At 72.4% G+C, this 14456-nt stretch carries 14 protein-coding genes; 4 read left to right on the top strand and 10 right to left on the bottom strand.

What is annotated here, in order from left to right; translation table 11 throughout:
• Nucleotides 1-30: 30 nt before the first annotated feature.
• A complete protein-coding gene (locus OHA34_RS19310; RefSeq protein WP_285942628.1) occupies nucleotides 31-1068 on the bottom strand; it encodes a zinc metalloprotease in 1038 nt (345 codons plus the stop codon).
• Between the two features lie 199 nt (nucleotides 1069-1267).
• Here OHA34_RS19310 and OHA34_RS19305 point away from each other — a divergent pair, with 199 nt between their 5' ends.
• Together OHA34_RS19305 and guaA are read left to right on the top strand one after the other, a co-directional pair.
• Nucleotides 1268-1804 carry a DUF4240 domain-containing protein gene (locus tag OHA34_RS19305; protein ID WP_329518506.1) on the top strand — a complete coding sequence of 179 codons (537 nt, stop codon included), beginning with the start codon at nucleotides 1268-1270 and terminating at the stop codon, nucleotides 1802-1804.
• Nucleotides 1805-1919: 115 nt separating this feature from the next.
• Nucleotides 1920-3494 carry a glutamine-hydrolyzing GMP synthase gene (guaA, locus tag OHA34_RS19300; RefSeq protein ID WP_443029569.1) on the top strand — a complete coding sequence of 525 codons (1575 nt, stop codon included), beginning with the start codon at nucleotides 1920-1922 and terminating at the stop codon, nucleotides 3492-3494.
• Between the two features lie 71 nt (nucleotides 3495-3565).
• Here the strand turns inward: guaA and OHA34_RS19295 are convergent, their stop codons facing one another.
• Both OHA34_RS19295 and OHA34_RS19290 read right to left on the bottom strand, forming a co-directional pair.
• Nucleotides 3566-4108, bottom strand: coding sequence for a carboxymuconolactone decarboxylase family protein (locus tag OHA34_RS19295; RefSeq protein ID WP_329518505.1), 543 nt, complete (start codon nucleotides 4106-4108; stop codon nucleotides 3566-3568).
• Nucleotides 4109-4180: 72 nt separating this feature from the next.
• Nucleotides 4181-4735 (bottom strand): peroxiredoxin, encoded by a 555-nt coding sequence (locus OHA34_RS19290; protein ID WP_285942624.1) that lies wholly within the window; start codon nucleotides 4733-4735, stop codon nucleotides 4181-4183.
• Between the two features lie 420 nt (nucleotides 4736-5155).
• On the opposite strand from OHA34_RS19290, the gene OHA34_RS19285 reads away from it, so the two are divergent.
• Complete coding sequence (locus OHA34_RS19285) at nucleotides 5156-6082, top strand: hydrogen peroxide-inducible genes activator (RefSeq protein WP_285942623.1); 927 nt, start codon at nucleotides 5156-5158, stop codon at nucleotides 6080-6082.
• A gap of 11 nt (nucleotides 6083-6093) precedes the next feature.
• Here OHA34_RS19285 and OHA34_RS19280 read toward each other — a convergent pair whose 3' ends face one another.
• Nucleotides 6094-6792, bottom strand: a complete 699-nt coding sequence (locus OHA34_RS19280) for a class I SAM-dependent methyltransferase (protein ID WP_285942622.1) — start codon at nucleotides 6790-6792, stop codon at nucleotides 6094-6096.
• 292 nt (nucleotides 6793-7084) lie between these two features.
• Here OHA34_RS19280 and OHA34_RS19275 point away from each other — a divergent pair, with 292 nt between their 5' ends.
• Nucleotides 7085-8500 (top strand): hypothetical protein, encoded by a 1416-nt coding sequence (locus OHA34_RS19275; protein ID WP_329518504.1) that lies wholly within the window; start codon nucleotides 7085-7087, stop codon nucleotides 8498-8500.
• Nucleotides 8501-8507: 7 nt separating this feature from the next.
• Here OHA34_RS19275 and OHA34_RS19270 read toward each other — a convergent pair whose 3' ends face one another.
• The 6 genes from OHA34_RS19270 to OHA34_RS19245 form a co-directional block, all read right to left on the bottom strand.
• On the bottom strand, nucleotides 8508-9389 hold the full coding sequence (locus OHA34_RS19270) for an SRPBCC family protein (protein ID WP_329518503.1): 882 nt from the start codon (nucleotides 9387-9389) through the stop codon (nucleotides 8508-8510).
• 138 nt (nucleotides 9390-9527) lie between these two features.
• Nucleotides 9528-10385, bottom strand: a complete 858-nt coding sequence (locus OHA34_RS19265) for an FAD binding domain-containing protein (protein WP_329518502.1) — start codon at nucleotides 10383-10385, stop codon at nucleotides 9528-9530.
• The gene (locus tag OHA34_RS19260) at nucleotides 10382-12778 is read right to left on the bottom strand and encodes a xanthine dehydrogenase family protein molybdopterin-binding subunit (RefSeq protein WP_329518501.1); all 2397 of its coding nucleotides are present in this window, start codon (nucleotides 12776-12778) and stop codon (nucleotides 10382-10384) included. Before OHA34_RS19260 ends, OHA34_RS19265 begins: the two co-directional genes overlap by 4 nt.
• Nucleotides 12775-13302: a (2Fe-2S)-binding protein gene (locus OHA34_RS19255; RefSeq protein WP_329518500.1), complete on the bottom strand. Its 528-nt coding sequence runs from the start codon at nucleotides 13300-13302 to the stop codon at nucleotides 12775-12777. The genes OHA34_RS19260 and OHA34_RS19255 overlap by 4 nt, the downstream gene beginning before the upstream one ends.
• A gap of 165 nt (nucleotides 13303-13467) precedes the next feature.
• The gene (locus tag OHA34_RS19250) at nucleotides 13468-14178 is read right to left on the bottom strand and encodes a peptidoglycan-binding protein (protein ID WP_285942616.1); all 711 of its coding nucleotides are present in this window, start codon (nucleotides 14176-14178) and stop codon (nucleotides 13468-13470) included.
• A 1-nt stretch (nucleotide 14179) separates the two neighbouring features.
• The gene (locus OHA34_RS19245; RefSeq protein WP_329518499.1) at nucleotides 14180-14308 is read right to left on the bottom strand and encodes a hypothetical protein; all 129 of its coding nucleotides are present in this window, start codon (nucleotides 14306-14308) and stop codon (nucleotides 14180-14182) included.
• Nucleotides 14309-14456 lie beyond the last annotated feature (148 nt).

Below are 14456 nucleotides of genomic sequence, written 5' to 3'. Positions count from 1 at the left end.
CGCGCCACCTGACCTCCGGTCCGTTCGCCGTCAGGTGCGGTAGGCGGTCCACGCCTCGTTCATGCGGGTGGCCTGGCCGGCGGTGAATTCGGTCATGCAGCTGTCCCAGCCGTAGTCCATGTAGTTGTGGATCGGATCGGTGCCCCCGCCGGTGCAGGTGTCCTTGCCCTCTGGGCACCCGCTGGTGGGATCCCGTTCGGGCGGGGTGTCGGCGACGCGGTCGCCCTGCGCGCTACAGCCGTCCTGGAACGTGTGGTAGAGCCCGAGCCAGTGGCCGACCTCGTGCGTCCCGCTGTAGCCCAGGTTGAAGTGCTCGGCCGACCCGCCGGGCAGGCTGCCCTCGTGCACGATGACCCCGTCCAGCTTCGGCTGGGACCGGTACTTCCACGGGAACGTCGACCAGCCGAGCAGGTCCTTGCCCAGGTCGGCGCTGTAGAGGTTCAGCGTGGTCGCGTCGCCCTTGCGCAGTTTCGGCTTGAAGGCCGTCTCGTACCGCTGCGGGTCGGAGTACCAGGCGGCGTTGCTGGTGCGGTCCACCTCGCGCAGGGTGAAGGAGAATCCGGTCTCCGCGCCGCTGCCGGAGCCGCCGTAGGTGCTGTTCAGCACCGAGATCTGGCGGTCGATGGTGGCCTTGTCGACGTCGCCCTTCGCGCCGTCGTGCAGGACGTGGAAGTAGACCGGCACCGTGGCGGGCGCGTGGCGGCGTGCGGTTCCGGGGCCGGACGAGCGGTCGCCGGTTCCGGGCCGCCCCGGGCCGGGCCTGTGCAGCAGCCGGGCCATGTCGCGTTCGACCGCGGCGACCTCGGCCGAGGTCAGCTCGTTGGGTTCGTGCACGCCGTGCGCGCCCGGCCGGATGCGGGCCTCGGCGGCGGCCCCGGAACCCCGCCCGGGACCGTGTCCGGGCAGGCAGGGCGCCCCGGCCGGCGGGGCCGCGTGGGCGCCGCCGGCGGACCGTCCCGCGCCCGTGCCCGGATCGCCCGTGCCCGGATCGCCCGGGCGCAGGTCCGGATGGGTCGGGACCGCGGGCACGAAGGCGGCGATCAGGGTGGCTGCGGCGATCAGCTTCACGGCACTCCTCGGCGGGCGCTGGGGACAGAGTGAGGGGAGATACCTCTGAACACGGACGGTGACCAAGTGGTATCAGAGTGGAACTCTTCCGCGAACGTCCCCGCCCCAAACCGGGCCGGGCCGCTGAGCGAATGTCGGTGCGGGCTGGTTGCATGATGGCCGGCGCAGGTCGCGGAGCCGTGAGGGCAGTGGGGCGGACATGGAAGATCAGCACATGGTGGACGAGGCGCGTTTCTGGGACTTCCTGGAGGCGGCCTGGGCGCCGCTGGGAGCGGAGGTCGACCGGGCGCGCAGGGCGCTTGCGACCAGGACGCCCGCACCCGGCGAGGACTTCGACGGCAAGCCGCCGTTCGCCGTGGTCGACGGCGCGCTGGACGGATTCCTGGACAACCTCACCGCCAACAGCCGGGGGCTCTCGGCGGAGGAACTGACCGGCTTCGACCGGGTTGTCGAGCGCAAGCTCCACGACATCGACCGGGAGGACGTCCACGCCGTGACCGACGGCTCCGACGACGGGTTCCTCTACGCGCGCGGCTTCATCGTCGCGCTGGGCCGCGACTTCTACGCGGCGGTGGTCCGCGACCCGCGGACGGCGGTGCTGGACGCCGACTGCGAGGGGATGTGCTACTTCTTCGCCCACCTGCACCGCAGGCGTTTCGGTGACTTCCCGGACACCGGGTCCGGCCTCTCGCGCGAGTCGTTCTCGAATCCGGCGGGCTGGCTCGCCCCCGCCTGACCCGGGCGCGGACGGCGCTCCGCACCGGTGGCGGGGGCGGGGCGGCATAGGCGCAGGCAGAGGGCCCGTAGACTGAAAACCTTCCGCCGAGTCCCGTCCTGCCCTGCGAAAGGCATTGTTGGTGGCCCTAGACCAGTCCTTTGACACCGTTCTCGTCGTCGACTTCGGCGCGCAGTACGCGCAGCTGATCGCGCGGCGGGTCCGCGAGTGCCATGTGTTCAGCGAGATCGTGCCGTCCACCATGCCGGCCGCCGAGATGCTCGCCAAGCGGCCGAAGGCGATCATCCTGTCCGGCGGACCGGCCTCGGTGTACGCGCCGGGCGCGCCGGTCGCGCCCGACGGGCTCTTCGACCTCGGGGTGCCCACCCTCGGGATCTGCTACGGCCATCAGGTGATGGCGCAGGCCCTCGGCGGCACCGTCGAGAACTCCGACATCGCCGAGTACGGCGGCGCCGCGATCAGCGTCGCCGACCCCGGGCTGCTCCTGGCCGGGCTGCCGGGCGAGCAGGCGGTGTGGATGTCGCACCGCGACTACGTCAGCGGCGCCCCCGACGGCTTCACCGTCACCGCGCGCACCGACGTCACGCCGGTGGCCGGCATGGAGGACCGCGAGCGCGGCTTCTACGGCGTGCAGTTCCATCCCGAGGTGCTGCACACCGAGCACGGCATGGAGATGCTGCGCCGGTTCCTGTACGAGGGCGCGGGCTGCCGGCCGAGCTGGACGATGGTCAACATCGCCGAGGAGTCGATCGAGGCCGTCCGCGAGCGGGTCGGCGGCAGCCGCGCGATCTGCGCGCTGTCGGGCGGGGTCGACTCGGCGGTGGCCGCCGCGCTCGTCCAGCGCGCGATCGGCGACCAGCTCACCTGCGTGTTCGTCGATCATGGGCTGCTGCGCAAGGGCGAGCCCGAGCAGGTCGAGAAGGACTTCGTCGCCGCGACCGGGGTCAAGCTGCACGTGGTCGACGCCGCCGACCGGTTCCTCGCGGCGCTGGCCGGAGTGACCGACCCGGAGGAGAAGCGCAAGATCATCGGCCGCGAGTTCATCCGGGTCTTCGAGGACGCGGCGCGCGGCATCGTCGGCGAGGAGGGTGCCGAGCCGGTCGAGTACCTGGTCCAGGGCACCCTGTACCCGGACGTGGTCGAGTCCGGCGGCGGCACCGGCGCGGCCAACATCAAGTCGCACCACAACGTCGGCGGGCTCCCCGACGACCTCCAGTTCCTGCTGGTCGAGCCGCTGCGCGCGCTGTTCAAGGACGAGGTGCGGGCGCTCGGCGAGCAGCTCGGGCTGCCCGCCGAGCTGGTCTGGCGGCAGCCGTTCCCCGGGCCGGGGCTCGGCATCCGGATCATCGGCGCGGTCGACCGCGAGCGGCTGGCGATCCTGCGCGAGGCCGACGCCATCGCGCGCGAGGAGCTGACCCGCGCCGGGCTCGACCGCGACGTCTGGCAGTTCCCGGTGGTGCTGCTGGCCGACGTCCGCTCGGTCGGGGTCCAGGGAGACGGCCGCACCTACGGCCACCCGGTGGTGCTGCGCCCGGTGACCAGCGAGGACGCGATGACCGCAGACTGGGCGCGGCTGCCGTACGAGCTGCTCCAGCGGATCTCCACCCGGATCACCAACGAGGTCCGGGAGATCAACCGCGTCACCGTCGACATCACCAGCAAGCCGCCCGGCACGATCGAGTGGGAGTAGCCGCCTGACGCGGAAAGGCCCGGACGACCCTTGGGTTCTAGCGGTCGTCCGGGCCTTTCCCGTGCGCGGGGTCAGACGGTGGCGGGGGCCAGGGCGGCCTCGGCCTCCAGGGTCGCCGCGGTCGCGTTCACGACCGCGGCCACGCGGATCGCCTCCTGGACGAGCTCGCGCGACAGCCCGGCGTCGCGGACGACCTTCTCGTGCGACTCCAGGCACCGGCCGCAGCCGTTGACGGCGGAGACCGCCAGGCACCACAGCTCGAAGTCGACCTTCTCCACGCCTGGCCTGCCGATGATCGACATCCGCAGCTTGGCGGGCAGGGTGCTGTAGGTCTCGTCCCCGATGAGGTGGGTGGCCCGGTAGTAGACGTTGTTCATCGCCATGATGGACGCGGCGGCCTTGGCCGCCTCGAACGCCTCGGCCGACAGGTTGTCGCCGGCCTCCTCGGCCAGCTCCCGGATGACCGTGGCGCTGCCGGTGGCCAGGGCGCAGGACAGCACCGTCCCCCAGAGCTGCTGGTCGGTCAGCTGCGAGGTGGAGGTCACCGAGCCCAGGTTGAGCTTGGTGTCCTTGGCGTAGCCGGGGAGTGCGTCCTTCAGGGTGTCAACGCTCATGATCATGCGTCCTCTCGTGCGGACGGCCGGCCGCGGCGAGCTGCCGCGGCCGGCCGTCGTGGGTTCGGGGGATCAGGCCCCGGCCATCAGCTTGGAGGCGTCGAGGGTGTCCTCGCCCTTGCTCCAGTTGCAGGGGCAGAGCTCGTCGCTCTGGAGCGCGTCGAGGACCCGCAGGACCTCCTTGACGTTCCGGCCGACCGAGCCCGCGGTCACCATGGAGAACTGGATCTCGTTGTTCGGGTCGACGATGAACGTCGCGCGCTGGGCCACGCCGTCCTCGGTGAGGATGCCGAGCGCCGAGGTGAGCTCGCGGTTGAGGTCCGACAGCATCGGGAACGGAAGCTCGCGCAGGTCGGGGTGGTCCTTGCGCCACGCGAAGTGCACGAACTCGTTGTCGACCGACGCGCCGAGCACCTGGGCGTCGCGGTCGGCGAAGTCCTCGTTCAGCCGGCCGAACTCGGCGATCTCGGTCGGACAGACGAAGGTGAAGTCCTTGGGCCAGAAGAAGACCACGCGCCACTTGCCCTCGTAGGACTTGTGGTTGATCGTCTCGAAGGCGCCGTCCGCGTCCAGCGAGACGCAGGCGGTCAGCTCGTACTCGGGGAACTGGTCACCGACAGTAAGCACGCATGCTCCTTTTGGTCTACGGGAAGGCCGGTCCGTGAAGGGATCGGCTGTGCTGAGCGAAGGCCGCCGGGGCGATGCCATCCGGCCGCCGATGTCACTCAGCGTGCATCATCGCGATTGAGAAGAGAAATCAATCCGACACATGAACTTGATAGGACACCCCTATCAGTCGACAAAGCCCCTGGTCAGAGCACTTCAAGGGGGATGGTTTCGTCTCTGAGATGGCCAAGGTCACAGCCGTCCGCCGCTGTGTGAGCCTCTCCGTGAGCACGGAGTGTAGGACGAAACGGTCTGTAACCTACCAGAGGCCACAGACGCCCTCTGTCGCGGGGATGTTCGTGCATCACGGGGGACGGGTATCGTCGGAGGGGTTATCTATCTTTGCTCTGGCGATAGGGGGCGGCTATCAGTAGGCCGACGGTGGCTCAGTTGCGGGCGTTCCAGGCGCTCGCCGAGCATCTGCACTTCCGGGACGCCGCGGCGGCGCTGCGGATGAGCCAGCCCGCTCTGTCGGGGGCCGTGGCCGCGCTGGAGGAGGCGCTCGACACGCGGCTGGTCGAGCGGACCACGCGCCGGGTGCTGCTCACCCCGCTGGGGGAGCGGGTGGCGCGGCGGGCCGAGGTCGTGCTGGCCGAGCTGGACCGGCTGGTGGACGAGGTGCGCGCGGTCCGGGGGCCGCTGGTCGGGCCGCTGCGGGTCGGGGTGATCCCGACCGTGGCGCCGTACCTGCTGCCGGCCGTGCTGCCGAGGCTGGCCCGGGAGTTCCCCGATCTGGAGCTGTCGGTGCACGAGGAGCAGACCGAGCACATCGTCTCGGAGCTGCTCGCCGGACGTCTCGATGTGGTGCTGCTCGCCCTGCCGGCCCCGGTGACGGGGGTGACCGAGCTCCCGTTGTACGACGAGGACTTCGTCCTGGTCGCACCCGAGTCCTACGACCTCGGCGGGCCGGACGCCGTGCTCGCGCGCGAGGCGCTCAACGAACTCGACGTGATCCTCCTTAACGAGGGGCACTGCCTGCGCGACCAGGCGCTGGACGTCTGCCGGGAGGTCGGCGCGCGAGCGGCGGCGGCGACGTACGCGACCAGCCTGGCGACTCTTGTCCAACTTGTCTCCGGCGGGCTTGGCGTGACGCTCGTCCCAGAGACGGCCCTTCCCGTGGAGACTCGGCGGGCGCCGAACCTGAGGCTGCACCGGTTCGCCTCGCCGGCCCCGTTCCGCCGGATCGGTCTGGGGCATCGGTCGACGTCGCCGCGTGCGGAGGAGTTCGCGGCGCTGGCGGCCAGTATCAGCGCGGCCCTTGTGGACGCCGCGCCGGGGGTTCGCCCGTCCGTGGACGTGACGGCTTAGGGCGGCGCCTTTCAGACGGGGCGGTGGGCGCGGACGAACAGGGTGACGCCGGGGAGCGCCTTGACGGGTAGGTGGCGCTCGACGGCCGCCAGGGCGCGCAGGCCCGCGTTGACGGCCGTGCAGGGGCGGTCTAGGCCGTAGCCGGCGTGGCGGTGCCGCCGCCACCGGACCAGGGGGCGGAGCAGGACGTTGCGGCTCCAGATGCGATCGACCAGCAGGCCGGCGGCTTCGACGACCTCGGCCAGCGCCGACCGGCCGTAGCGGCGCACCCGCCCGAGCGACACGTCGTGCGCCGACCACAGGGCCATGTCGCTGGGGACGGTGATCAGCGCGGTCCCGCCGGGGCTGAGCACCCGCGCGATCTCGGCGGCGGCGGCGCGGTCGTCATCGGCGCGCTCCAGGGCGTTCAGCGCCGTGGCGAACCCGAAGTGGGCGGATGGCAGCGGCAGGTAGCAGACGTCGCCCTCGTAGACGTCCAGGCCGTGCCCGCGGGCCAGCCGGGCGGAGGCGGGCGAGCCCTCCACCGTGACGGTCTCCCAGCCGTGCGCGGCCAGGACGCGGGGGTCGCCGGCGGTGGCCGCGCCGATCGCGACGGCCCGTCCGGGCGGCCCGGTCCGGCGCACCTCGCGGGCGATGACGGCGCGGCGGTCGCGGCACCACCAGTCGGCGTCCTCGGCCTGGGCGTCCCGCGGGATCTCGATGGCGTCCACGGCACCAGCCGACGTGATCGGGGGCGTCCACCGCCAGCGTCAGCGCCGCGCGCCGTGCATCGTTGACCTGTTCTTGGCCATGTGATCGTCGCCCGCGGGTCCGGACGCACCGGCCGCCACCTGGGCACTCGCGGCGCCACGGCGGGGATCGGCGCATGCTGGACAACGCCACCGGCGCGCTGATGGGCTGGTGGACGGCACGGAACCGTCCCGAGGACGCGGCGCGGATCGCACCGGGGAGCGGGTCCGCGGCCGTGATCGGGGGGTCACAGTGGGGGCTATCGTCCGTCTCGTGCGCGCGCACGCCGTGCTGGCCGGCGCGCTCGCTGCGGCCGTGCTGCTGCGCCTCGTCGCCGTGCTGGGATATCCGTCCGCGCTGTGGTTCGGGGACTCGGTCGGGTACCTGCGCAGCGCGATCAACCTGGAGCCGTCCAGGACGCGTCCCAGTGGCTATTCGCTGCTGCTGTGGCTGCTCCGGCCGCTGCACGGCCTCGTCGCGGTCGTCACGGTGCAGCACCTCCTCGGCCTGGCGACCGGTGTGGTGCTGTACGCGCTGGCACGGCGGCATGTGCGGGCCGCGTGGCCGCGTCCGGAGTGGCTTCCGGGCGTCCTCGGCACCGCCGTGGCCGTCCCGGTGCTCTTCGACGCCTACCAGATCGAGCTGGAACACCTGCTGTTGTCGGACACGCTGTTCACCTTCCTGGTGGTGTCGCTAGTGGCCGTCCTGCTGTGGCGGCCTGACGTGACGGGGTGGACGGCCGTATGCGCGGGCCTGCTGCTCGGCATGGCCGCGGTGACCCGCACGGTGGGACTGCCTCTGCTGGCGCTGGTGCTCGGCTGGCTCGTCCTGCGCGGTCGCCGTGCGGCGCTCGTCCCCGCAGTGGCGCTCACGGCCGCCTGCCTGCTGCCGGTCGGGCTGTACATGAGCTGGTTCCATGCCGCGCACCGGCAGTACGCGATGACCACCGCCGGGAACGTGTTCCTGTACGGGCGGGCCGTAGGGTTCGCCGATTGCCGCATCATCAAGCCCCGTCCCGCCCTGGTGAGGATGTGCCCGCACACGCCTCCGGTGGGCATCTCCCCCGCGTACGCGTCCCTGTGGACGGACCGGTCGCCGTTCGCGAGCATGCCCGGAGGGAAGTCGGGCGGTAACGAGCTCGCGGGGGAGTTCGCCTACGCCGCGATCCGCGCCCAGCCCGCGGACTACGCGTGGATCGTCCTGCGTGACACCGCTCGCGCGTTCACCTGGGAACGCACCGTGTACCCGTCGCCGTGGACATTCCGGAAGTACGAGTTCCCGAGCCGGGCGAAGCCGCTCGCCGACCGGCAGAAGAAGGTGGCGCGCGCGTACTCGGGGTTCACCGGACCGCAGTCGGTGGTGGAGCCCATGGCGGGTTGGATGCGCGGCTACCAACATCGTATGCGTCTGCCGGGCTCGATCCTCGGGCTGCTCCTGCTGGCGGGCGCCAGCGGGATGCTGTTCGTCCGCGGAACCTGGCGGCAGGCGCTGCTGCCCTGGCTGACGTCGCTGGCGCTACTGGTCGTGCCCGCCGCGACGGCGGACTTCGACTACCGCTACGTCGTGCCCGCGTTCCCGCTGGGGGCGCTCGCCGCCCTGCTGGCGTTCGTCCGGGGGCGCCGGCCCGCCGGCCGGGCCGGAAAGCGGACCCGCCGGACGGCGCCCCGGACCTCGGCCAGGACGGGCTGAGCGTTCCTCAGCCCCGGTCGCGGCGGCGCCGGATCAGGAAGCGGACCGCCAGCAGGAACACGACCACCGCGCCGATCGCCGGCACGGCCCGCTTGGCGACCGACGGACCGGCGACCTCGAGCAGGTCGATCGGGTCATCGGCGCCGTCCGCGCGGGGCGCTTGGGCCTGCGGTCGCGGCAGCGGCTCGGACGTCGACTCCGCCGCGCTTGCGGTGCGCTGCTGCGGGATGGACGGGATAGGCCGCGCGGGCGCCACCGGAGAATTCGGTGCGGCCGGTGCGGCCGGTGCGGCCGGTGCGGCCGGGGCCGCCGGCGGGGCGGGAGGCGCGGGCGGAGTGGGTGCGGTCGGCTCAACGGCCTCGATGGCCTTCGCCGCTTCCGTGGCGGCGGGCTGAGTGGCGGGCTCCGCGGCGGGCTCTGCGGGAGGTTCCGCAGGAAGCCCTGCGGGGGTCTCCAGCTCCGCGGCGAGGGCCTTGGCGAAGCGCGTGATCAGCTTGCCGCCGACCTCGGAGAGGATGCTGCGGCCGAACTGCGCCGGGCGGCCCGTCACGTTCAGCTTGGTGTGCACGGTGACGCGCGTGCTCCCGCCCTCGTCATGCAGCCGGGCCTGGACGGTCGCCGAGGCCGTGCCGGTGCCGCGCGCCTCCTTGGCCGAGGCCTCGAGGGTGACCGTGCGGGACGGCTCGTCGGCCGCGACGACGCGCGCGGTCCCGCGGTAGGTGATGGTCATCGCGCCGACCTTGATCTTCAGCCGGCCCGTGTACTCCTCGCCGTCGACCGAGTCGAGCGTCGCACCGGGCATGCAGAGCGCGACCCGCTCCACGTCGAGCAGCACCGACCAGGCCTGATCCACCGGCACGGGGACGGTGAATTCGTGGTCGAGCTCCATGTTCGTGGTCCTTCTCATCCGGGGGGCTTGCTCACGCGACCTTACGGCGGTCACCCGCCCCACCGCCAGACGGCCCCGCCGGACGCCCCCGCGGCGGGACCCGGGGCGGGCGGACCCGGCGGCGGGGGCGCGGACCGGTCAGACCGCGGCGGCGGCGGTCAGCGCGCGGGCGGCGAGAACGGTGGCCAGATGCGCCCGGTACTCCGCCGAACCGTGCAGGTCGGTGGGCGGCGAGGTGCCCTCGGCGGCCCGCTCCCCGGCGGCGCGCAGCGAGCTGGAGGAGACCGTCCGGCCCTCGATGAACCGCTCGACCGCGGTGGCCCGCACCGGGACCGGGCCCATGTTGGTGAGGGCCACCCGGGCGTCCTCGACGGCGCCGCGCTCCCGCCGCACCGCGCAGGCGACGCCGACGATCGCCCACGCCTGCGCCGTCCGGTGGAACTTCTCGTAGTGCACGCCCCAGCCGGGCCCGAGCTTGGGGACGCGCACGCCGGTCAGCAGCTCGTCCGGGTCCAGCGCCGAGGTCATCCAGTCGACGAAGAAGTCCGCCGCCGGGATCTCCCGCTCGCCCCGGGGGGAGCGGGCGAGGAGCACCGCGTCCAGCGCCAGTGCCACGGCGGGCAGGTCACCGGCCGGATCGGCGTGCGCGAGCGCGCCGCCGAACGTGCCGCGGTGCCGGATCGCCGGGTCGGCCACGGTCGCCGTCGCCGCCGCGATCAGCGGCGCGTGCGCGCGGACCAGCGGGTCGCGGACCACCTGGTGGTGGGTGGCCATCGCGCCGATCAGCAGCGCGCCGCCCTCGTCGCGGATCTCGCGCAGCGCCTCGATCCGGCCGACGTCGATCAGCGCGTCCGGGTAGGCCAGCCGCAGCCGGAGCAGCGGCATCAGGCTCTGCCCGCCGGCCAGGATCTTGGCGTCCTCGCCCGCCTGCGCCAGCGCCGACACGGCCTCGCCGGCCGAGGCGGCGCGCACGTACTCGAACTTCGCGGGGATCATCGCGCACCTCCGGTGGAGCCGGGACCGTCCGGTCCGGTGCCGTCGCGCACCGCGCGCCACACCCGCTCGGGCGTGCACGGCATCGGCACGTCCTTGACGCCGAACGGGCGCAGCGCGTCCACGATCGCGTTGACCACCGCCGGGGTGGACGCGATCGTGCCCGCCTCGCCGACGCCCTTCACGCCGAGCGCGTTGGACGTCGCCGGGGTCTCGGTGCGGTCGGTGGTGAACTCGGGCAGGTCGGCCGCCGACGGCACCAGGTAGTCGGCCATCGTGGTCGTGGTCAGGTTGCCCTCGGCGTCGTACACCGCCTCCTCGTAGAGGGCCTGCGCGATGCCCTGCGCGAGCCCGCCGTGCACCTGCCCCTCGACGATCATCGGGTTGACCACCTTGCCGACGTCGTCCACCGCGACGTAGGAGCGCAGCCGCACCATCCCGGTCTCGGTGTCCACCTCGGCGGCGCACAGGTGGGTGCCGTGCGGGAAGGAGAAGTTGTCGGGGTCGAACGTGGCGTCGGAGTCGAGCGTGGGCTCGATGCCGTCGGGCAGGTCGTGCGCGGTGAAGGTGGCCTGCGCGACCTCCTGGATGGTGGTGCCCTCGTCCCGGACGCCGCGGACGCTGAACCGGCCGCCCGCGAACTCCAGGTCCTGCTCGGCGGCCTCCAGCAGGTGCGCGGCGATGGTCCGGGCCTTGCCGACGACCTTGTCGCAGGCGGAGTAGAGCGCCATCCCGCCCACGGCCAGCGACCGCGAGCCATAAGTGTCCATGCCCTTGTGCGCCACGGCGGTGTCACCGTGCAGCACCTTGACGTCGTCGAACGGCACCCCGAGCCGGTCGGCGGCGATCTGCGCCCACGCCGTCTCGTGGCCCTGCCCGTGCGCCGACGCGCCCGTGACCACCTCGACCTTGCCGGACGGCAGCATCCGCACCGACGCGTACTCCCAGCCGCCCGCGCCGTACGCCAGCGAGCCGAGTACCCGCGACGGCGCCAGCCCGCACATCTCCGTGAACGTCGACACGCCGAGGCCGAGCTGCACCGGGTCCCGGCGCCCGCGCCGCTCGGCCTGCTCGGCGCGCAGCGCGTCGTACCCGAACAGCTCCAGCGCCTTGTCGGTGGCGGCCTCGTAGTCGCCCGAGTCGTAGGTGAGGCCGGAGACGGTCTCGTAGGGGAACTCGTCCCGCGTGATCCAGTTGCGCCGCCGCACCTCGATCGGGTCCAGGCCCAGCTCGGCGGCCAGTTCGTCCATCAGCCGCTCGATGCCGAACGTCGCCTCCGGGCGGCCCGCGCCGCGGTAGGCGTCGGTCGGGGTCTTGGTGGTGAACACCCCCGAGCAGGTGAACGAGTAGGCGTCCATTTTGTAGATGCCGTTGAACATGAACGCGCCGAGCAGCGGGACGCCCGGGGTGACCAGCATCAGGTACGCGCCCATGTCGGCGAGCAGGTCCACCTTCAGCCCGCGGATCCGGCCGTCCCGATCGGCGCCGAGGGTGAGCCGCTGGATCTGGTCGCGCCCGTGGTGGACGGTCATGTTGCCCTCGCTGCGCGACTCGGTCCACTTGACCGGGTGGCCGAGCCGCCGCGCGAGCAGCAGCGCGAGCACCTCCTCCCCGTACACCTGGAGCTTGGAGCCGAACCCGCCGCCCACGTCGGGCGCGACCACCCGGATGCGGTGCTCGGGGATCTCGGTGACGGTGGCGAGCATCAGCCGCAGGATGTGCGGGATCTGCGTGGCCGAGTACAGGGTGAAATCGTCGCCCTCGGGCACGCACAGCACCGCGCGCGGCTCCATCGCGGTCGGGATCAGCCGCTGCTGGACGTAGCGGCGTTCGAGGACGACCGGCGCGTCCCGGATCGCCGCGTCCAGGTCGCCGTTCTCGTACACCCACGTGTACGACCTGTTCGTCCCCAGGCCGGCGTGCACGAGGTCGGCGCCCTCGGCCAGTGCCTCCTCCATGTCGACCACCGCGGGCAGCGCCGTGTAGTCGACGTCGACGTCCTCCAGCGCATCCACCGCCGCGTACCGGTCGCGGGCGACCACGCAGGCGACCGGCTCGCCCACGTACCGGACCTCGGTGACCGCCATCGGCGGATGGTCGGGGTGCTTCATGTCCTCGGTGACCGGCCACGCGCAGGGCAGCCCGCCCTGCTCGGCGGCCAGGTCGGCGCCGGTGAACACCGCGACCACGCCGGGCCGGTCGCGCGCCCGCCCGGCGTCGACCCGCGCGATCGCCGCGTGCGCGTACGGGCTGCGCAGGTACGCCACGTGCAGCGTCCCGGCGGGCTGGATGTTGTCGGTCCACCGGGTGCGTCCGGTGACCAGGCGGGCGTCCTCGGAACGCCGGCGCGGCGAGCCGATCTCCGGCGCGGGCCCCTCGGTGGCGGGCGCGCTCACGACGCCGCTCCCCGCTCCCGCCCCTGCGCGGCGTCCTGCGCTTGCGCGGCGCCCTGCCTCATGTCGGCGGACGCGCGCCGCACCGCGCGGACGATGTTCTGGTAGCCGGTGCACCGGCACAGGTTGCCCTCGAGCCCCTGGCGGATCTCGTCGGCGGACGGGTCGGCGTTCTCGCGGAGCAGGTCGATCGCGGCCATGATCATGCCGGGCGTGCAGTAGCCGCACTGGAGCGCGTGCTCCTCGTGGAAGGCCCGCTGCATCGGGTGCTCGCGGCCGGTGCCGGGGACCCCGAGGCCCTCGATGGTGGTGACGTCCCGGCCGTCGGCCTGGACGGCGAGGACGGCGCAGCTCTTGGCGCTCAACCCGTCGAGCAGGACGGTGCACGCCCCGCAGTTGCTGGTGTCGCAGCCGATCGGCGTGCCGACCTTCCCCAGCCGGTCGCGAAGGTAGTGGACGAGCAGGAGACGGGGTTCGACGTCGTCCTCGTACGCCGTTCCGTCGATCTCGACCCGGATGGGTGGCATGCGTTTCTCCCAGGGGCGTCTCGAAGTGGGCTGGACGGGGAGACGTCCCTGGGGAGGGGCACGTTGGTCTGGCCACGTCATCGGGGCGCACCTCCGGGGAAGGCGACCTCATGAACGTATGATGCGGGTGAATGGGGTACTAGCCCCCGGCGTGGCCTATTTGTATTAGTTCACTCGGAGGAGGACCGGCCACGTCTGCGGCCCGACGACGCCGTCGTCCTTGACGCCGCCCCATTTCTGCACGGCCTTGACCGCCTTCAGGGTGACGTCGTCGAAGGTCCCGCTGACGGTCACCTCGGAGTGGCTGCGGGCGATCAGGAGTCCCTGCATGCTCTCCACGTGTTCCCCCGTGGCGCCCTTGGCGAGTTCGGGCAGCTTCTTCATCATGGCCTCCATCCAGTCGCTCCCGCCGTAGGCGGGCCTGCCGAAACCGGCGATCACGGCCGACGCGCGGACGCGCCGCTTGCAGGCGTTCGAGGTATTGGCCTCGATGGTCTGCACCCGCCCGCCGCCGAGCACCTTCTCGATGACGCCGACGTGGTCGATCGCGCCGACCTTGTTGGTCTCGCCCCAGTCGAAGAAGACGATGTCGCCGGGCTTGGCGGCGTTGACGTTCTTGGTCGTCCCGGTGTACCAGCGGTCGATCTTCTGGAAGTCCTGCGCGTGCCACACCGTGTAGGCGCGGTCGCCGCCCGGCAGCGCCGCGGCGGCGTTGTCGCTGTGCCGGGCCCAGTACGTGATGGCCATGTCGCACCAGTTGGCCTTGAGGAACTCGTCCCCGTGCCGGGAGGCGTACTCCCTGGTGATGACGTTCGGCCGGCCCGACAGTCCCAGCGACTTGCGGGCCCGGGCGATCATTCCCGCGGCGGAGCCCATCTCAGGCCCCCTCTCCGCGGTAGATCCCGTCGGGGTCGGCGGGCCCGTACAGCTCGTTCAGGATCTGTTCCTCATCGGACTCGGTGGCCCGGTGGACGTCGGAGTTGGCGTCGACCAGGGGCATGTTCATCAGTTCTTCGGTATCGGCGGGGGTCACTGCTCCTCCAGGGGCGGTCGCCTTCCGCGCCCGCGGCGCGGGCACGTCAGCGAGATTACGACTCTGCCGCTTGTCTTTCCGGATTTCCGGCCGAATCACATCTGAGGCATGTCAGTTTTGG

The sequence above is a fragment of the Spirillospora sp. NBC_01491 genome (genome assembly GCF_036227065.1).
GTDB classification, from domain to species: domain Bacteria; phylum Actinomycetota; class Actinomycetes; order Streptosporangiales; family Streptosporangiaceae; genus Spirillospora; species Spirillospora xylanilytica.
The sequence above is the reverse complement of the archived record's forward strand: the minus strand, read 5'-3'. Positions and strand labels throughout refer to the sequence as shown.